This is a genomic window from Pseudoalteromonas sp. CO348, assembly GCF_004208845.1.
GTDB classification, from domain to species: Bacteria; Pseudomonadota; Gammaproteobacteria; order Enterobacterales; family Alteromonadaceae; genus Pseudoalteromonas; species Pseudoalteromonas maricaloris.
Genome location: NZ_SGPI01000021.1, coordinates 75740 through 95082 on the forward strand (window position 1 = coordinate 75740; position 19343 = coordinate 95082).

14 protein-coding genes are annotated in these 19343 nt (G+C 43.1%); 8 read left to right on the plus strand and 6 right to left on the minus strand.

From position 1 onward, the window contains the following. The first annotated feature begins 29 nt into the window (after positions 1-29). A complete protein-coding gene (locus EXT48_RS10590) occupies positions 30-608 on the plus strand; it encodes a hypothetical protein (RefSeq protein WP_130164443.1) in 579 nt (192 codons plus the stop codon). 95 nt (positions 609-703) lie between these two features. Further along, the gene (gene recN / locus EXT48_RS10595) at positions 704-2380 is read left to right on the plus strand and encodes a DNA repair protein RecN (RefSeq protein ID WP_130164444.1); all 1677 of its coding nucleotides are present in this window, start codon (positions 704-706) and stop codon (positions 2378-2380) included. A gap of 105 nt (positions 2381-2485) precedes the next feature. Here the strand turns inward: recN and EXT48_RS10600 are convergent, their stop codons facing one another. The 5 genes from EXT48_RS10600 to EXT48_RS10625 form a co-directional block, all read right to left on the minus strand. Further along, a complete protein-coding gene (locus EXT48_RS10600; protein WP_130164445.1) occupies positions 2486-3235 on the minus strand; it encodes an MBL fold metallo-hydrolase in 750 nt (249 codons plus the stop codon). A 159-nt stretch (positions 3236-3394) separates the two neighbouring features. Then, positions 3395-3790 carry a DUF1801 domain-containing protein gene (locus EXT48_RS10605; RefSeq protein WP_130164446.1) on the minus strand — a complete coding sequence of 132 codons (396 nt, stop codon included), beginning with the start codon at positions 3788-3790 and terminating at the stop codon, positions 3395-3397. Between the two features lie 393 nt (positions 3791-4183). Further along, positions 4184-5599, minus strand: a complete 1416-nt coding sequence (locus EXT48_RS10610) for an FAD-dependent oxidoreductase (RefSeq protein WP_130164447.1) — start codon at positions 5597-5599, stop codon at positions 4184-4186. 9 nt (positions 5600-5608) lie between these two features. After that, positions 5609-10066 carry a glutamate synthase large subunit gene (gltB, locus tag EXT48_RS10615; RefSeq protein WP_130164448.1) on the minus strand — a complete coding sequence of 1486 codons (4458 nt, stop codon included), beginning with the start codon at positions 10064-10066 and terminating at the stop codon, positions 5609-5611. 878 nt (positions 10067-10944) lie between these two features. Next, the gene (locus EXT48_RS10625; protein ID WP_010375406.1) at positions 10945-11289 is read right to left on the minus strand and encodes a Grx4 family monothiol glutaredoxin; all 345 of its coding nucleotides are present in this window, start codon (positions 11287-11289) and stop codon (positions 10945-10947) included. Positions 11290-11675: 386 nt separating this feature from the next. Here EXT48_RS10625 and EXT48_RS10630 point away from each other — a divergent pair, with 386 nt between their 5' ends. The 4 genes from EXT48_RS10630 to EXT48_RS10645 all read left to right on the plus strand — a co-directional run bounded on the left by EXT48_RS10630 (position 11676) and on the right by EXT48_RS10645 (position 17198). Continuing rightward, positions 11676-12257 carry a Fe-Mn family superoxide dismutase gene (locus tag EXT48_RS10630; RefSeq protein ID WP_010375405.1) on the plus strand — a complete coding sequence of 194 codons (582 nt, stop codon included), beginning with the start codon at positions 11676-11678 and terminating at the stop codon, positions 12255-12257. 185 nt (positions 12258-12442) lie between these two features. Beyond that, positions 12443-14365 carry a PrkA family serine protein kinase gene (locus EXT48_RS10635; RefSeq protein ID WP_017217990.1) on the plus strand — a complete coding sequence of 641 codons (1923 nt, stop codon included), beginning with the start codon at positions 12443-12445 and terminating at the stop codon, positions 14363-14365. A 25-nt stretch (positions 14366-14390) separates the two neighbouring features. Next, positions 14391-15674: a YeaH/YhbH family protein gene (locus EXT48_RS10640; protein ID WP_010606430.1), complete on the plus strand. Its 1284-nt coding sequence runs from the start codon at positions 14391-14393 to the stop codon at positions 15672-15674. A gap of 18 nt (positions 15675-15692) precedes the next feature. Further along, positions 15693-17198 (plus strand): SpoVR family protein, encoded by a 1506-nt coding sequence (locus EXT48_RS10645; RefSeq protein ID WP_010606429.1) that lies wholly within the window; start codon positions 15693-15695, stop codon positions 17196-17198. 193 nt (positions 17199-17391) lie between these two features. Here EXT48_RS10645 and EXT48_RS10650 read toward each other — a convergent pair whose 3' ends face one another. Continuing rightward, a complete protein-coding gene (locus EXT48_RS10650) occupies positions 17392-17751 on the minus strand; it encodes a DUF4870 domain-containing protein (protein ID WP_010606428.1) in 360 nt (119 codons plus the stop codon). A gap of 387 nt (positions 17752-18138) precedes the next feature. Here EXT48_RS10650 and EXT48_RS10655 point away from each other — a divergent pair, with 387 nt between their 5' ends. Both EXT48_RS10655 and EXT48_RS10660 read left to right on the plus strand, forming a co-directional pair. After that, positions 18139-18798 (plus strand): hypothetical protein, encoded by a 660-nt coding sequence (locus tag EXT48_RS10655; protein WP_130164449.1) that lies wholly within the window; start codon positions 18139-18141, stop codon positions 18796-18798. Continuing rightward, on the plus strand, positions 18780-19265 hold the full coding sequence (locus EXT48_RS10660) for a DUF2269 domain-containing protein (RefSeq protein ID WP_130164450.1): 486 nt from the start codon (positions 18780-18782) through the stop codon (positions 19263-19265). Before EXT48_RS10655 ends, EXT48_RS10660 begins: the two co-directional genes overlap by 19 nt. Positions 19266-19343: the final 78 nt, after the last annotated feature.

Genomic DNA, 19343 nt, shown 5'->3' on the forward strand with positions numbered 1-19343 from the left:
ATTTTCTAATTTAGGTAAATAACAATAAAATGGCTTACGTTGTATTTTTCACATTGGCGCTGCTTATCACTATACTTTCAGTGTATTTAGTGATTGAAAATAATAGAAGAAAAGCCCGTGAAGCGGAAAAAAAAGCCTTTAACGATCGTTTAAAAGTGATTAGTAGCAACTTTAAGCTTAAAGTTACTGAGTTCGTTGAAGCGAAGATTTTAAGGCCAAAATACGCACCGCAGATCAATGCAATTGTTGGCAACTTTTTTGTTGTTCAAACGCACTCGGAAGAGAACTTGGCGCAACTGGAAAAAGTGTCTGAGTTATTTATCTATTCAGTGACAAACGAGCTCAATAAGTGTCGCTCAAATGGCAATATGGATTTGCTTGCTGAGCAATTACAATATTTTGTTGCTGAATTACCCACGGCGGGCATTGCCTATAATCGTGACTTCTATCGCGAGATGCTTCCAGCTCTCATTGCACGCATTCAAACACCTGATACACCAGCAATACAGCAAGATGAAGATGTGCTGGATTCGCAAGAGCTAGGTGATTCAGAGCCATCCAACCAACAAATGCAAGCAGCCTTAGTAAAAGAGCACGCCATAGGTTAATCTTGCTATTATTTTTAGTAAAATTTTTTGATTTGAGTTGCTAAACAATAAAATACTGTATAAATTAACAGTAATTTTCTGTTAGGGTGTACAGTATGCTTTTAGCTTTAAATGTTCAAAATTTTGCTATTGTTAGTGCGCTAAATATTGACTGGCATTGCGGCATGACCGCAATTACAGGTGAAACTGGCGCGGGTAAGTCTATTGCAATCGATGCGCTTTCTTTATGTCTCGGTGAGCGTGCTGATCCTTCTGCTATTCGTCCAGGTACCGACAAAGCAGATATCTCTGCTCAGTTTGATGTTTCAAATCTTCCTGCTGCCAAACGCTTTCTAACGGAGCATATGTTAGATAACGAAGAGAATGAATGTATTCTTCGTCGTGTTATTAGTAAAAGTGGGCGTAGTAAAAGCTACATCAATGGCTCCCCTGTCACTGCTGGCCAACAAAAGGAGCTTGGGCAACACCTTATTGCTATTCATGGGCAACACGCCCATCAGCTACTGCTAAAACCAGAATATCAACTGCACTTGCTTGATGCTTACGCAAGCCACACGACGTTGCTACAAGCAGTTAAGGGCCAATATAATCACTACCATAAGCTGCAAAAAGAATATGCCGAACTACAAAAGTCACAACAGGCACAAGCCGCAAAAAAACAACTTCTTGAGTACCAAGTAGCGGAGCTTGACGAGTTTGCCCTACAAGAAGGCGAATATGAAGATATTGAGACCGAACATTCGCGCCTAAGCCATAGCCAAACCATTTTAGAACAATGCCACCGTGAGCTCTCTCGCCTTTATGAAAATGATGAGCAGACTGTGTTATCGCAACTACAACAAAGTGCACAAGTGTTCTCTGAACTCACCAGTTTTGACAAAACTCTTGAGAATATTGCGCAAGTGCTTGAAGAAGCTGCAGTACAAGTGGAAGAAGCAAGTAGAGAGATCCGCAGTTATTCCGATTCAGTCGAACAAGATCCAATGAGACTACAAGAGCTAGAAGATAGACTCTCTCAAGCTCTAGATTTAGCTAGAAAGCATCAAGTTCAACCTGAATTGCTATATCAGCACCATCAAGCACTGCAACACGAGCTTGAGTCTATTAGCTCTGATTCTGCACGATTGGATGCACTAGAAGAAGAAATTGCTGAAGCCATCAACGCTTATAACCAAGCTGCACTAGGATTAAGTCAAAGCCGCCAGCAAGCCAGTGCATCTCTTAACGAACGTATTTCGGCAAGTATGAAAGAGCTTGCGATGGGTGATGGTCAATTTGAGATCCAGTTAACGCCTAATCTTGGCGCCAAACCGAGCCCTGTTGGGTATGACCACATTGAATTTTACGTCTCGACTAACCCAGGACAACCTTTACAGCCTATGGGCAAAGTTGCCTCGGGTGGTGAGCTATCTCGGATAAGCTTAGCCATTCAAGTGATTATCGCAACACGTGTTACGACACCCACTTTGATTTTCGATGAGGTTGATGTTGGGATCTCAGGTCCAACGGCTGCAACCGTAGGTAAATTACTACGCCAACTTGGTCAGTCCACGCAAGTTATTTGTGTTACCCACTTGCCGCAAGTGGCATGCAGTGGTCACAACCAGTTCTTTGTCGCAAAACGGGTAGAACATGGCGAAACCTTTACCAAAATGACCCCAATGGCAGAAAGCCAACGCATTGATGAAATAGCAAGGTTAATTGGTGGGGATAAAATAAGTGACACGACAAGAGCCAGTGCAAAGGAGTTATTACAAGTACAAAGTGCGTAAAACATTCAGCACCTATTATCATTCCTGACAGGTTATGTTTGTAGACAACCCATAAACATAGCCTGTTAGCAAATACGAAAGGCAATTTTATGTGATGTAACATGATTAACGGTAAACGTAGTTATGCCACTCTGTATGCAAAAACTCCGCCGTACATCCAGCTAAGGCGTTTTCAAGACTCAATGGTGACTCGCTTTGGGCTATCGCCTCTAAATAACTTTGCCTTTGAGATATTGCGGTTAAAATTGGTTCCATACCAGAAATTGGATTACCATGAGAGAGCAGTAAAGTGAGATCGGCATACTTTTTTAATTTTTCTAGGGAATTAAAATGTGCTCGAGCTCCACTAATATGGACCGCAGGCAGAAGCGCCTCTCCCTCGTTTGATGTCATGATATCATCAGCTACATGAATATATTTATCATTAATGATGGTGTATAAACCACATTCTACATGTCCAGTAATCAACTCAAATTTAAGCTCGAACTCACCGAAATGTAGCACAGAGTTTTCATGCAGCTCATTAAGCCCCTCAAAATAGTGATGCTTCTCTTTAGCAGTATACTTATCTAATGTGTTTTTATAATGATGATTTCCAAACAGTTTTGGTCCTGCAAGCGCTGGCAACCCAGAGATATGATCCGGATGAAAGTGTGAAAATAAAACTTGTATTATGGTGATATCGAGACTGTTTAGATCTTCGCGAACAGCTTGTCCATGCGCTTCAAAGCCAGTGTCAAGCAGCATGGCGGTATTGTTGTGAATAAATGCATAGATATTGTAGCCAACATGATCCCCAGCAAAAGGAGGAAATTGATAGAGATATAAATTCGTCGTTATTTTGGTTTTGTGCATTCTTTATTTTTCATTCCTTTTTATTTTTCTTTTATCGAGCTTAATGCGAACGTCACAAGGACGCCACATTGAAACCCTGAAGCTTTGCCACCAAGCTTTGAGCCAACTTTACCCAAAGCGGTTCCATGAATGCTACATTAAATCAGACCGTTTTACGTTTTATTTTTCAAGGTTGAATTGAATTGCTGCACGGATCAATGTACAAAAATGGGCTTCATTGATGGTGTCCTGCTGTTTTATATCAATCGCCCGTCGAGTGTTACCAGCAAATCCAGTATTGAATAACTGGTGCTCATCTTCAAATTTTGCACCGTATGCAAAGGTAAGTTTGACCTTATCTTTGTATACTTCACCTGTGCAGATCATGCCAGCTTTTGACCAGACGGGCACACCTGTTGGGTTGCTTGGCTTACGCCATTTGATATCTTCCTCTACCTCTTTATCAACACTTAGGATCAGACTTCTTATCTGCTGCAATACCACTGCACGCCAATCGTTTACACTCGCTATCTTTGCAGTGACCGCATCAGCGCCTGAGTTTATTGTTTCATTCATGATCTTTCCTTAATACTATTGATAAATATATGTTGAGTAAAATTAAGTTAGTGGCTAACAAGGGCCTGTTGACCTTTTCTGTTTGATTTTTGTTCTTCTGAGTGCGTTTTGGTCGCGACGCTCAACTTGCCGCCTAGTAATCTAGGTAAAAGTTGAGCAACAATGAACAAAGCACACTCAGGTGAACCCAAAGGGCAGCGCTTGATTAGCATTTCTACTGTGTTATCGCCTGACTCACATAGAACAACTATGCTACGCAGACTCTGCCTTGTATAAACACCAATCAAACTGCTGCAAAAACAAACTTAAAAGATAAACAGTCCCTACGCAAAATTCAAATAAAAAAACCCCAGCTACAACGAATGTAGTTGGGGTTTGTGAACGACAAAAGCGTTAAACTTCTAAATAATCCAAAATGCCTTCAGCAGCGTTGCGGCCTTCAAAAATCGCCGTTACCACTAAATCAGAACCTCGTACCGCGTCGCCACCGGCAAAGATCTTAGGATTACTTGTTTGATGTGTAAATGCGCCTTTTTCTGGTGCAACAATACCGCCCCAGTGATTTATTGCGACATCGTATTGTGCTAACCAATCAAGGTTGTGAGGCTTAAAACCAAATGCCATGATCACCGCGTCGGCTTCTAGTGTATGCTCAGAGCCTTCCACGGTTTCAGCACTACGGCGACCATTTTTGTCGGGTTCACCTAATTGTGTTTTCACCATTTTAACGCCCGTGACTTTGCCAGAGCTGCCAATTTCAATACCAACCGGCTGTAAATTGAATCTAAATTCAACCCCTTCTTCTTTGGCATTTTTAACTTCTCGAACTGAGCCTGGCATGTTTTCTTCATCACGACGATAAGCACAGATCACGGATTGCGCATTTTGTCTGACTGACGTTCTAACACAGTCCATCGCTGTGTCACCACCACCTAGTACCACCACGCGCTTACCAGCCATGTTCACATAGTTATGCTGACTTTCGTCATAGCCCATAACTCGGTTGGTGTTACCAATCAAAAATGGTAGCGCATCATAAACACCATCGGCATCTTCATTTTCAAGATTGCCTTTCATGCTTTGGTACGTCCCCACACCTAAGAATACCGCGTCGTATTGTGACAATAACTCGTCCATTGAAACATCACGACCAACCTCGGTATTGAGTTTAAACTCAACGCCCATTTCGGTGAAAATCTCGCGACGGTTTTCCATTACCGATTTTTCTAATTTGAATGACGGGATCCCAAAGGTCAGCAAACCGCCAATTTCAGGGTTGCGGTCATACACCACTGGGCGCACGCCGTTTCGCACTAGAATATCCGCACAACCAAGTCCCGCCGGGCCCGCACCTATGATTGCGACTTTCTTATCGGTCCAAGTAACGTAAGAAAGATCAGGCTTCCAGCCCTGTGCAAACGCCGTATCGGTAATATATTTTTCAATATTTCCTATGGTCACTGCACCAAACTCTTCGTTCAGCGTACACGACCCCTCACAGAGCCTATCTTGCGGACATACTCGACCACACACTTCAGGCAAACTATTGGTACGGTGAGATAGCTCCGCTGCCTCAATGATTCTGCCGGTACGAATAAGTTTGAGCCATTGCGGAATATAGTTGTGAACTGGACACTTCCATTCACAATACGGGTTACCACAATCTAAACAACGGTCGGACTGTGAATGAACTTGCTGCTCAGAAAATGGCTCATAAATTTCAACAAAAGATTGCTTACGCGTAGAAATAGGCTTTTTGCGCGGATCTACACGTTGTACATCGATAAATTGGTAAACGTTCTCGCTCATTGCTCTCTCCTACTGCGCCTGAATTCTTAGCTCAGCGCTACTACGCGCTCGGTGGCCAAGTAAACTGTTTAAATCGCTCGACTTTGGCTTTACCAATTTAAACATTGGCAAATACAACTCAAAGTTAGCTAAGATCTGCTCAGCTCGAGTTGAGCTCGTTAAATCTAGATGCTCTGCAATCAAACCGCGTAGATGCTCTTGGTGCGATGCCAGCGCTTTGAGGTCTACCAGCTCGACCAACTCAGGGTTGATCCGCTTATCAAAATCACTTTCTTCATCAAGTACATAGGCAAAACCGCCGGTCATGCCTGCGCCAAAGTTAACGCCAACTTGACCAAGCACACACACCACGCCTCCCGTCATGTATTCGCAGCCATTATCACCAAGCCCTTCAACAACCGCTTGTACACCCGAGTTACGCACAGCAAAGCGCTCGCCTGCTCGGCCTGCAGCAAACAATTTGCCGCCGGTCGCGCCATATAAACAGGTGTTACCAATGATAGCCGCCTGATGAGAGGCAAAGCTTGAGCCGACAGGAGGACGTACGACTAGCTTTCCACCAGCCATCCCTTTACCAACGTAATCGTTAGCATCACCGACTAATGTCATTTCAAGGCCACCGGCGTTCCAAACCCCAAACGATTGCCCTGCTGTACCATGTAACTCAAGTGCGATTGGATCCGCTGCCATACCTTGGTTACCATGCTTGCTGGCGATATAACCAGACAACATTGCACCGATAGAGCGATCCGTATTGGATATACGGCTCACCAGCGAGATACCTGTCATTTCGTCGATTGCCGTCTTCGCTTTCGCAAGCAAGCTTTCGTTCAACGCACCACTGTAATGTGACGGATTAGTATGCGTGCAGTACAGCGCTTCATTTGACGGATTGTTCGGCTTCGCTAGAAGCGGACTTAAGTCGAGCTTTTTCTGCTTCGCAGTATTACCTTCAATGGCTTCAAGTAAATCCGTTCTCCCAATCAAATCGGTGAGTTTTGTGACTCCCAAAGCCGCCATCAGTTCACGAGCCTCTTGTGCAATAAACTTAAAGTAGTTCATCGCCATTTCTGGCAATCCGTGATAATGCTTTTGACGCAACGTATCATCTTGCGTAGCAACACCGGTTGCACAGTTATTAAGGTGACAGATCCGCAGGTATTTACAGCCAAGCGCAACCATAGGGCCGGTACCAAAACCAAAGCTCTCAGCACCCAAAATTGCTGCTTTAATAATATCTAATCCGGTCTTTAAGCCGCCATCTGTTTGCAACCTAATGCGGTGGCGTAGACCATTTTCAACCAACGCCTGTTGCGTTTCAGCAAGGCCAAGCTCCCATGGGCTACCTGCATACTTTACCGATGTCAGCGGACTCGCCCCAGTACCACCGTCATAACCGGCAATGGTAATGAGATCGGCATACGCTTTAGCAACACCAGTCGCAATCGTGCCAACACCTGGTTCTGAAACCAGTTTGACCGAGATCATCGCTTCAGGGTTGACCTGTTTGAGGTCAAAAATAAGCTGAGCTAAGTCTTCAATCGAATAAATATCGTGATGCGGCGGCGGCGAAATCAAAGTAACACCAGGAACCGAATAGCGTAGCTTCGCGATATAAGGGGTGACTTTTTCACCCGGCAGCTGACCACCCTCGCCCGGCTTTGCCCCTTGCGCAACTTTGATTTGAATAACGTCAGCTGAACGCAAATAATGTGGTGTCACACCAAATCGGCCAGAAGCAACTTGCTTAATACGCGAATTCTTTTCTGTACCAAAACGTAGCTTATCCTCACCACCCTCACCAGAGTTAGAGCAACCGCCGAGGCGATTCATCGCAATCGCTAACGCCTCATGCGCCTCCGGTGATAAAGCCCCGATACTCATTGCGGCTGAGTCAAAACGTTTGTATAGCTCAGTCGCAGGCTCAACGTCGTTGATATCGATTGCTTGTTGCGCCGTATTAAGCTTAAGCATATCTCGCAAATTCGTAATTGGACGGTTATTTACCAGCTCCGCATATTTAACGTAGTCTTGATAGCTACCCGAACGAACTGCGGTCTGCAAAGTTTGCACGACATCAGGGTTATAGGCATGGTATTCACCACCATGCACATACTTTAATAATCCACCGTGTGATAGTAGTTTACGCTTGCTAAATGCCAATTTATTGAGTTGTTGTTGCTCCAAGGCAAAGTCGTCAAAACACGCACCTTTAATCCGGTTTGCAACGCCTTTGAAGCACAATTCAACCACCTCATCGGATAAACCGACGGCTTCAAACAACATCGAACAACGATAGGAAGCAATGGTGCTGATCCCCATCTTCGACATGATCTTGTATAAACCTTTGTTAATCGCGCCGCGATAAGACAGAGTCACCTCGCGGTAAGACTTTTTAATGATCTTCTTATCACACATTGCCACAAGGGTTTCGTAGGCTAAATAAGGATAAATCGCTGTTGCGCCAAAACCTAACAGAACAGCAAACTGGTGCGGATCTCTCACGCTACCTGTTTCAACCAAAATATTGGTATCGCAGCGCAGGTTGCCATCCACTAGTCGCCTTTGTACTGCCCCCACGGCCATCGCCGCTGGGATAACTTGCTTGCCTGCAGCAATTTCTCGGTCACTGAGCACTAACATCACGCACCCGGAGCCTGCTTTTGCAACAGCCTCATCACAAATACGCTTGATTGCATCTTGCAAAGACTCTTCAATCTCGTAAATCAATGAGATTTTACACGCACAGTAATGGTCATCATCGGCGGTTAATAGCTGCTGCATATCAGAATAAGTCAGTACCGGCGAGGCAAACTGCAACCGTTTAGCATGACCTGTGGTTTCGTTGAAAACGTTTTGCTCGCGACCAATACAAGTCGCCAGTGACATTACATGATTTTCCCGTAACGGATCGATTGGCGGGTTCGTTACCTGAGCAAACTTTTGGCGGAAGTAGTCAAATATTGAGCGGTGTCCTTCAGATAGCACTGCAAATGGTGTATCGTCACCCATTGAACCAGTTGCTTCTTGGCCATTTTCACCCATCACGCGAATAACTTGGTCGAGCTCTTCGTTGGTATAACCAAACTGCTTCTGATAGGTCAACAAGGTTTCATCGTCAAGATCGCGCTTGCCAGCCGCTTTTTCATCTAGTGCTTCAAATGGCGTTAAACGCTTAACGTTTTGCTCAAGCCAAGTTTTGTATGGATGCCTGGATTTCAAATCTTGATCGATTTCATCGGATTGCCAAATCTTGCCATGTAAGGTATCAACCACCAGTAATTCACCGGGACCCACGCGACCTTTTTCGATAACTTCATCTGGCGCGTAATCCCAAATGCCCACTTCTGAGGCAAGCGTAATAAAGCCGTCTTGTGTGATCACATAACGGGCAGGACGAAGACCGTTGCGGTCCAAATTACAGGCAGCAAAGCGCCCATCAGACATCACGATGCCAGCTGGTCCATCCCACGGTTCCATATGCATGGAGTTAAAGTCATAGAATGCGCGTAAGTCTTCATCCATGGCGCGATTTTTCTGCCATGCAGGTGGTACTAACATACGCATAGCGCGGAATAAGTCCATGCCACCAGCTAAAAATAGCTCTAGCATGTTATCTAAACTAGACGAGTCAGAACCCGTTTCATTGACAAACGGAGCCGCATTTTGCAAGTCTGGTAACAACGGTGACGCGAACTTGTAAGCACGTGCCCTCGCCCACTGACGGTTACCTTCAATGGTATTGATCTCACCATTGTGAGCTAAATAGCGGAACGGTTGCGCCAACGGCCATCGAGGCTGTGTATTGGTTGAAAAGCGCTGATGGAATACACAAATCGCACTGGTCATCCGCATATCAGCAAGATCCGTATAAAAATTCGGTAGATCCGCTGGCATCATTAAGCCTTTGTAGATAGTCACTAAACCAGACAAACTACAAATATAAAACTGCTCATCTTGCTCTAAACGCTTTTCAATGCGTCGTCTTGCTATATATAGACGACGCTCTAAATCTTTAGGACGCCACCCTTCAGGCGCACCGACAAAAACCTGTTTAAACTGCGGTAATTGTGCTTTAGCAATAGGACCAAGCATAGATGGATCGGTGGGTACTTCACGCCAACCTATGAGCGTCAGTGTTTCTTTTTCTAATTCTTCACTGATCACTTTCTCAGCCGCAGCTGCAAGCTCATGGTCCTGATTTAAAAATAGCATACCTACCGCATAGTTTTTGCCCACATGCCAATCGTTTTCAGCTGCGACGGCACGGAAAAAACTATCCGGTTTTTGTAATAACAGTCCACAACCATCACCGGTTTTGCCATCTGCAGAAATACCACCTCGGTGCTGCATGCGGTCCAAACCTATGATTGCTGTACGGATCAATTTGTGACTTGGCTGACCGCTTACATGCGCAATCAAGCCAAATCCACAGTTATCTTTTTCTAATTTTGAGTCGTATAACATAGACTCCTCCCCTTGCTACAACGGCCAGCCCATGACGGTACGACGAAATGCTGGCAGATATTCAAAATTAGCCTTGATTGAAAGTAGAGTCAACACAAATATGAATACATATTCATAAACTTGAATATTTCTCATTGGTAAGACAAGTTAGCCAAAATCGCAATAAATTTACCACTTTGAAAATAGTGAATATAAATTTGTAGAATGACACCGGTATCACACCAATAAAAACGTAACGGAACACAACCAAAAGCAAACGTTTACGTAAACGTAAACCAAGATAAAAATGAATAATTATTCACTTTTTGGATTTTGTAGAACTCAATATCGAAGCACGTTCGATTACACTGTTTATATAGGTATGCAAAACAGAGCGCGTTTTTAGCTTGACGCTAACGTCAACTTGAGTTGATAAAAATAAGCGAGTAGCTCTGAGTTAGATAAACGCGAATAGCGTTAATGAAAGTGTAGATATCTTAAATTCAATGAACTTGCTGGTTTTCAACCAAACATCAGACAAAAAGACTTGCTAAGAAAAGTAGGTAGGAAGATATTAGGGCCTGTTGACCTTTCAAGTTTGTTTTTGCAGCAGTTTGATTGGTATTTATACAAGGCAGAGCCTGCGTAGCATAGTTATTCTATGTAAGTTAGGCGATAACACAGTAGAAATGCCAATCAAGCGCTGCCCTTTGGGTTCCCCTGAGTGCGCTTTGTTCATTGTTGCTCAACTTTTGCCTAGATTACTAGGCGACAAGTCGAGCGTCGCGATCAAAACACACTCAGGAGAACAAAAATCAAACAGCAAAGGTCAACAGGCCCTAGAAGATTTTTAGAAAATAAAGCATGGCAGAGTATCGACTCTGCCATAAGCGGTTAGCTTATTCCGCTGCTGCTTCGTCTTTCTTATATTTAGCTGCTGTTTCAGCAATAAGAGGTTGAAGCTCACCCTTTTGGAACATCTCAATGATGATGTCACAACCACCGATTAACTCACCTTCTACCCAAAGCTGAGGGAAAGTTGGCCAGTTCGCATAATGTGGTAGTTCAGCACGAATGTCTGGATTTAATAAAATGTCAACATAAGCAAACTGCTCACCACACGCCATCAAAGCCTGAGATGCCTGCGAAGAGAAACCACAGTTAGGGAGTTTTGGCGACCCTTTCATATATAGGATGATTGGATTTTCTTCGATCTGCTGTTTAATCTTGTCAATAGTTTCCATTAGTTACCTCAAAATGACGTTTCGTCCAATGCTTATCAATATTTAGTTTAGCATCGGCGTTTTAGCTTGCTACTCACTTTAACAACACCTGTTGCATACATAATGCCAAGCTTTAAGCAGCGATAGAATCTTGGGATACATGGCTAAAATAAGCATGACCGCCTGTCATGATGTTCTACACTTTGACTGCTATTCGGCATATGTTCACAAAGAATGTGTATTATAAGTCATTAAGTCACTGGCACGCATTGCTGTTTGCCAAAACTTGAGTAAAATAGTCAGGAATTATAGTATCACTATATAGGCCAATGGTATAGAAAAGTGGGCTGATGTTAGCTACCTTTCGTATGCGTTATTGGCAAATCAACCAAAAAATGGAGATTAATATGGCATTTGAACTACCGTCACTACCTTATGCACTAAATGCTCTTGAGCCGCACGTTTCTCAAGAGACGCTAGAATTCCACCACGGTAAGCACCACAACACATACGTTGTAAAGCTTAACGGTCTTATCGAAGGTACTGACTTTGAAGGTAAATCACTAGAAGAGATCGTATGTAGCTCTGAAGGTGGTGTTTTCAACAATGCTGCTCAAATCTGGAACCACACTTTCTACTGGCACAGCCTTGCGCCAAATGCAGGTGGCGAACCAACAGGTAAAGTTGCTGAACTAATTAATGCAAAATGGGGCTCATTCGCAGCATTCCAAGAAGCTTTCAACGACAAAGCAGTTAACAACTTTGGTTCAAGCTGGACTTGGTTAGTACAACTAGCTGACGGCTCTCTAGATATCGTTAACACTTCAAATGCAGCGACGCCGCTGACTGAAGAAGGTGTTACCCCTATCATCACAGTTGATTTGTGGGAACACGCTTACTACATTGATTACCGTAATGTTCGTCCTGATTACCTTAAAGGTTTCTGGGCACTTGTTAACTGGGATTTCGCTAACAGCAACCTAGCTTAACATCAACTATCAGTATTGATGCAACAATGGGGCGCAAAAGCGCCCTTTTTCATGCCTGTAACTCAACATTAATACATAAAAAATCTAGTTTTTTTTGGGTATTCTTCATATCACGACTAAGCTTTAAGTAACCTTTCCAAATCTGTGATCCGCAAACCACACCAAGTAGCTTATTGGAGGTCGTTATGACAATATTTGAACATTATCAGGCCAGATATGAAGCCGCGCAAGAAGAAGAGTACACCATCGCGGAATTTCTTGAAATTTGTAAAAATGACAAATCAGCCTATGCCAGCGCACCTGAGCGACTTCTGATGGCAATAGGCGAACCAGAAATGATCGATACGTCGAAAGATGCCAGACTTAGTCGGCTGTTTTCGAATAGAGTAATAGCTCGATACCCTGCCTTCAATGAGTTTTACGGTATGGAGGATGCCATTGAACAAATCGTATCGTATCTCAAACATGCCGCACAGGGGCTTGAAGAGTGCAAACAAGTACTCTATTTACTCGGCCCGGTAGGTGGTGGTAAATCCTCTATCGCAGAAAAGCTCAAGTATTTAATGCAAAAGGTGCCGGTTTATTCTTTAAAAGGCTCACCCGTTAATGACCACCCGCTTTGCTTGTTTAGCCCACAAGAAGATGCCGACCTACTTGAGAAAGAGTACGGCATTCCTGGGCGCTATATTAAAACGATAATGTCTCCATGGGCAACCAAACGCTTGCATGAGTACAATGGCGATATTACGCAATTTAAGGTCGTAAAACGCTACCCTTCCATTCTTGATCAAATTGCTATCGCGAAAACAGAGCCTGGGGATGAGAACAACCAAGATATCTCAGCACTGGTGGGTAAAGTTGATATTCGTAAACTTGAGCATTTCGCTCAAAATGACCCTGATGCTTATGCGTATTCTGGCGCGCTATGCCTTGCGAACCAAGGTTTGATGGAGTTTGTCGAGATGTTTAAAGCACCCATTAAGGTGCTACATCCGCTGCTAACTGCAACCCAAGAAGGCAACTACAATGGTACAGAGGGTATTTCCGCCCTACCATTTAGCGGGCTAATACTCGCTCACTCTAACGAATCTGAATGGCAAACCTTTAAGAACAATAAGAACAACGAGGCCTTTTTAGACCGTGTTTACATCGTCAAAGTACCTTATTGTTTACGCGTGTCTGAAGAGGTCAAAATTTACGAGAAACTTATTGAAAATAGTGAGCTCAGGGAAGCCCCCTGTGCGCCTGGCACTTTAGAAACTTTAGCTAAGTTTTCAGCACTGTCTCGGATTAAAGAGCCAGAGAACTCCAGTATCTATTCAAAAATGCGGGTTTACGATGGTGAAAGCTTAAAAGACACAGATCCAAAAGCTAAATCCTATCAAGAATACAGAGACTATGCTGGCGTTGACGAAGGCATGAACGGCCTTTCAACTCGCTTTGCCTTTAAGATCCTCTCTCGCGTGTTTAACTTTGACCATAGTGAAGTCGCAGCAAACCCTGTTCATTTGTTCTATGTACTTGAGCAGCAAATTGAGCGTGAACAATTTAATGCCGAAGTACAAGAGCGCTACCTAAGCCATCTAAAAGGGTATCTAATCCCACAATATGTCGAATTTATCGGTAAAGAACTACAAACAGCTTACCTTGAGTCGTACTCTGAGTACGGCCAAAATATTTTTGACCGCTATGTTACCTATGCAGACTTTTGGATCCAAGATCAGGAATATCGTGACCCAGATACTGGTCAACTGTTTGATAGAGCCGCGCTTAACGGCGAGCTGGAAAAGATTGAAAAGCCAGCCGGTATTTCCAATCCAAAAGATTTCCGTAACGAGATAGTCAACTTTGTTTTAAGAGCAAGAGCCCATCACAATGGTGACAATCCAGTATGGACCAGCTACGAAAAACTAAGAACGGTTATCGAGAAAAAAATGTTCTCTAATACCGAAGACTTACTCCCTGTAATTTCATTTAATGCAAAAACCTCTGCCGAAGATCAGAAGAAGCACGAGGACTTTGTCAATCGTATGGTTGATAAAGGCTATACCCAAAAACAAGTTCGCCTACTTTCAGAGTGGTATTTAAGAGTTAGAAAGTCACAGTAACTTGTTAGTATGAAGAGGGTGTTATATGGCGCATTTTATTGACCGCCGTCTTAACGGCAAAAATAAGAGCACTCTGAACCGCCAACGTTTTATCCGCCGCTACAAAAAGCAGATAAAAAAAGCGGTTTCAGAGGCCATCAACAAACGTAGTGTGACTGATATCTCCAGTGGCGAAAGCATTTCTATCCCACAACGAGATATCAGCGAGCCCACTTTCCATCAGGGAAAAGGGGGTGACAGAGAGCTCATTCACCCAGGTAATGATCAATTTTCAACGGGCGATCGGATCCAGCGCCCTCCTTCAGGGCAAGGTGGTGGGTCAGGTGATGGCGAGGCAAGTAACCAAGGTGAAGGACAAGACGACTTTGTATTCTCTATTTCAAAAGACGAATACTTAGACCTATTGTTTGAAGACTTGGAGTTACCCAACTTACAGCAAAGCCAGTTAGATAAATTAATGCAAATGAAAACGCATCGAGCTGGCTTTTGTAATGATGGTATGCCCAGCAACTTAGATATTGTACGCAGTTTAAAAGGCTCAATGGCACGCCGTATTGCGATGACCTCGAGTAAACGCCGAGAGTTAAGAGAGTTGGAAGAAGAACTTGCAAATATGCTTGCTGAACCGGTTCCTCCTCAACAGAAAATCAATGATATAGAACTGCGGATCCAAGTGCTAAAAGAGCAAATAGCCGCAGTGCCTTTCATCGACAATTACGACTTACGCTTTCGTAATTACGAAAGGCGTCCGCACCCCACAAGCAAAGCAGTTATGTTTTGCTTGATGGATGTGTCTGGTTCAATGGATCAGGCCACCAAAGACATGGCAAAACGTTTTTATATTTTGCTCTATCAGTTCTTAACCCGCACTTATAAAGATATTGAGGTAGTCTATATCCGCCACCATACCCAAGCAAAAGAAGTAGACGAGCAAGAGTTTTTCTACTCGCAAGAGACGGGTGGCACAATTGTCTCAAGTGCGCTGAAATTAATGGATGAAATCATTCAAGAGCGTTATGCCCAAGGCGATTGGAATATTTACGCCGCACAAGCCTCTGACGGTGATAACTGGGCTGATGATTCTCCACAATGCACCCAAATACTCTCTAACAAACTACTTAAAATTGTCCGCTACTATGCGTATATAGAGATAACGACCCGTGCACACCAAAGTCTGTGGCGGGAGTATCAAGGAGTAGCTAACTCATTTGACAACTTTGCTATGCAGCACATTCGAGGTGTAGAAGATATTTATCCTATCTTTAGAGAATTGTTCAAGAAGAACAAAAATAAGCAAAGTGCGGCATAATTTTTGGGAGGTTGCGCGATGACATATCAGCCAATTGACGATGGTCCAGATTGGACCTTTGATTTACTTGATACTTATCATCAGGAAATTGCTCGTGTAGCTGAGCATTACAGACTTGACACTTACCCAAATCAAATTGAGGTGATCACAGCTGAGCAGATGATGGATGCCTACTCAAGTGTGGGCATGCCAATTGGTTATGCACATTGGTCGTACGGTAAAAAATTTATCCAGACTGAGCAAACCTACAAACGAGGTCAAATGGGTCTTGCCTACGAGATTGTGATTAACTCTAATCCTTGTATTGCGTACTTAATGGAAGAAAATACCATGCCTATGCAGGCACTGGTAATGGCGCATGCGTGCTATGGTCATAATTCTTTCTTCAAGGGTAACTATCTATTTAAAACCTGGACAGACGCATCATCCATCATTGATTACTTGGTATTTGCTAAAAATTATGTCGCCAAATGTGAAGAAAAGTACGGTATTGATGAGGTAGAAAACCTGATTGACTCTTGTCATGCGTTAATGAATTACGGGGTTGATCGATATAAAAGGCCGCAACGGATCTCTATGTTTGAAGAGCAAAAACGGCAAAAAGAACGGGAAGATTATTTGCAGTCCCAAGTTAATGAATTATGGCGAACCATTCCTAAAGGTGAAGATGAAGAAACCGACAACCGTGCCCGTTTCCCATCGGAACCCCAGGAAAATATTCTATATTTTATCGAGAAAAATGCCCCATTGTTGGAGTCTTGGCAACGCGAGATTATTCGTATTGTGCGTAAAGTGTCACAGTACTTCTACCCGCAAAGACAAACTCAAGTCATGAATGAAGGCTGGGCTACATTTTGGCATTACACTATTTTGAACCACTTATATGACGAGGGAAAACTAAGTGATTCCTTTATGTTGGAGTTCTTACAAAGCCATACCAATGTTGTGTATCAACCGCCATACAATAGTAAGTTTTATTCGGGGATAAACCCCTATGCGCTCGGCTTTAATATGATGGTCGATATTCGCCGTATATGCGAAAACCCAACGGAAGAAGACAAACAGTGGTTCCCGGAATTTGCGGGGAGCAACTGGCTAGATACACTGCATTTTGCGATGCAAAATTTTAAAGACGAGAGCTTCATCAGCCAATTTTTATCTCCAAAGCTCATGCGCGACTTTAAGCTTTTTACGATTGTCGACAAACAAAAATCTCCGCACTTAGAAGTTGGCCCTATTCACGACGAAATGGGTTATCAACAACTTCGCAGTGCCCTTTCAGCGCAGTACAACCTCAGTAACCATGAGCCTAATATTCAAGTTTATGACGTCGATGTACGGGGAGATCGCTCACTTACGCTAAGGTATGTACCGCAAGGCGGGATCCCACTTGCCGCTTCAAAGCAAGAAGTGATAAAGCACCTCTATCGCTTATGGGGATTTAAAGTGAAACTTGAACAAGTAGATGAAAATGGCAATATCGAGCAAATAGCTCAATGCCCTGAAGAGGAAAGTGAATCGTAGCCCTGTAAGTGTAAATTAGGAGTAGGCAAACAGCTTGGGCTGCTATTGTTTGCCTAGGCTCCTTTCTCATGCTCAGAAGCCTTAAATTAGCTCCTGCCTCTATTTATCATGCTGCTGTGAGGTGTATTGTTAAACTCAATACAGCAAACCAGAACAATACAAACAGCAGATTCTCCGCTATTCAAAGTGCCGGTTACTTAAAAAAATTGAAGCTAAGTGGATAAATCCATACTTCCCCATTATTGGCTTTTATCGCGGCAATGATGGCAAATATAATATTAAGAATAGCTAACACAACAAACCCTAAAATACCAACTGCAACAAAAACTAAAATACCGCAAATTATGGAATAGATGATTAAGCTAATTAACCAGTTAATAGTGGCTTTTCCGTGTTGGTCGATTGTTTCGCTTTTATCCTTATTGGTTGCCCACATAACCACCGGTAATACAAGCCCTAGTCCCGGAGCAACAAAGCTCGCCAGTTGGCTCAAATGTAATAACATACAGTATGTATTTAGCGGCATCCCCCAGTATTCATCATTATCGTTCATTTTTCATTCTCTTTTATTGTTGTAAGTGATTACGCATTTCAAGCAAGTGTTTCATATTGACTGAAGTCTATGGAATTCTTCCTAATGAGTTAAAATCATTTAAGGAACTACTATTCACCTGCCTCATCTTAAAATAAATGGCTAAAGACCTCTAATGAAAACTCAACTCCCCACACCTCCATTAAAGCTAGATAAGCCATGATTTACAAGTCTTTTGATATCAAGATCATGAGCGTAGACATCACAACTCCGGTTAACCGCTATAGTTTAAAGACAAGGGTTATTCAATTTTCACCAAGTAAATAATGTCTATTCAGACTAAGACTTTACCAATTTTGGGTATAGATTTAAGATGAACCATGGGACTCCAATCCAGACGTAAAACCAATGGATCAATACAAAACCAAATTTGTTGTTGTTTATCTGATTGCCGCAATAATTACTGCTGCATGTCTTTTAATGAATGGACCGATGCGTCCAGGCTTGCCTCTTGATAACACGGTAATAATGCGTATGGAGTTTATTGCCAAAAACTTAGTATTGTGGCAGTGGTCTTGGATAGCTTGGATGTTCTCTGCACTAGGTCTTTTAGTATTTAGTGTTATTTTAGCAGATGAGCTCAAGGCCGACTTTAGAAAGCATGTTGGCCTGCTATTAGTCGCATTGGGTGTGGCCCCAGATCTAATTGCTGAAGTGATTTATGCCTTTATTTTACCAAAAGTAGTTCACTTAGCCATGGGCGAATCTGTATTTTTACTGTTTGAGCATATTGCAACCCATCTAACCGGTTACCTAGGTAATGGCCTTTATAATTTAGGAGGGCTTACGTTAACCTATCTAGCCATTAAGCAAGGTATATTTAAAACATGGGTGTCAGTCTTGGGGAGCACCGCTTGGATTTTAGGTTTATTGCTGTCTGTATCTATCGCTGCTGGTCAACTTAAAGCTGCTGAGATATTTACTGCATCAAGCATGACTCTTAGTACATTTTGGATGATTATCTTTGCACATCAAGTTTTGAGGCCTAGATGGAATACACAATCTTAAAATTAGTGCACATAGGCGCCTTGATTTTTTGGCTCGGCCCAGCTCTTGGTGCTTGGCTTGTGTTAAAAGCAATAGAAAATGAAAATATAGGACCGGTGACCGCGAAGGTGGGTCATGTATTCTTTCTCATGGTCACACTGGAACATGTGGCATTTATAGTTCTCTTATTAACAGGCTTTTCTATGGCTTTTTTAGCTGGATGGTTTGCATCTCCATGGCTCCAGCAAAAGCTACTGGTGGTCGGTCTCGTGATTATCCCATTAGAAATTGTCGATATTTTCTTGGGAAACTGGTTAGCAGCAAAGGCATCTAAAAGTGTCCACTTGGGTATTGCAAGCGCTCAGCAACGGCGTTGGTTGGCGCTCTATCACGGCCCTTTTACTAAACTTGCACTCTTAACCATACCGGTTTCAGTCGTTATTGTGATGTATTTAGCGGTAAGTAAGACGCCACTTTTATCACTTTAATTCGCAGAAATAACCGAACAATACGGCTGATTTGTCTAACAGACCGCTGTTCATTCCACACTGATACTAAAAAGTTAG

Coding starts and splice junctions, on each gene's coding strand:
- EXT48_RS10655 (WP_130164449.1), top strand. CDS start 18,139: ATGGATCAATACAAAACCAAATTTGTTGTTGTTTATCTGATTGCCGCA.
- gltB (WP_130164448.1), bottom strand. CDS start 10,066: ATGTTATACGACTCAAAATTAGAAAAAGATAACTGTGGATTTGGCTTG.
- EXT48_RS10630 (WP_010375405.1), top strand. CDS start 11,676: ATGGCATTTGAACTACCGTCACTACCTTATGCACTAAATGCTCTTGAG.
- EXT48_RS10605 (WP_130164446.1), bottom strand. CDS start 3,790: ATGAATGAAACAATAAACTCAGGCGCTGATGCGGTCACTGCAAAGATA.
- EXT48_RS10645 (WP_010606429.1), top strand. CDS start 15,693: ATGACATATCAGCCAATTGACGATGGTCCAGATTGGACCTTTGATTTA.
- recN (WP_130164444.1), top strand. CDS start 704: ATGCTTTTAGCTTTAAATGTTCAAAATTTTGCTATTGTTAGTGCGCTA.
- EXT48_RS10660 (WP_130164450.1), top strand. CDS start 18,780: ATGGAATACACAATCTTAAAATTAGTGCACATAGGCGCCTTGATTTTT.
- EXT48_RS10600 (WP_130164445.1), bottom strand. CDS start 3,235: ATGCACAAAACCAAAATAACGACGAATTTATATCTCTATCAATTTCCT.
- EXT48_RS10640 (WP_010606430.1), top strand. CDS start 14,391: ATGGCGCATTTTATTGACCGCCGTCTTAACGGCAAAAATAAGAGCACT.
- EXT48_RS10635 (WP_017217990.1), top strand. CDS start 12,443: ATGACAATATTTGAACATTATCAGGCCAGATATGAAGCCGCGCAAGAA.
- EXT48_RS10590 (WP_130164443.1), top strand. CDS start 30: ATGGCTTACGTTGTATTTTTCACATTGGCGCTGCTTATCACTATACTT.
- EXT48_RS10650 (WP_010606428.1), bottom strand. CDS start 17,751: ATGAACGATAATGATGAATACTGGGGGATGCCGCTAAATACATACTGT.
- EXT48_RS10625 (WP_010375406.1), bottom strand. CDS start 11,289: ATGGAAACTATTGACAAGATTAAACAGCAGATCGAAGAAAATCCAATC.
- EXT48_RS10610 (WP_130164447.1), bottom strand. CDS start 5,599: ATGAGCGAGAACGTTTACCAATTTATCGATGTACAACGTGTAGATCCG.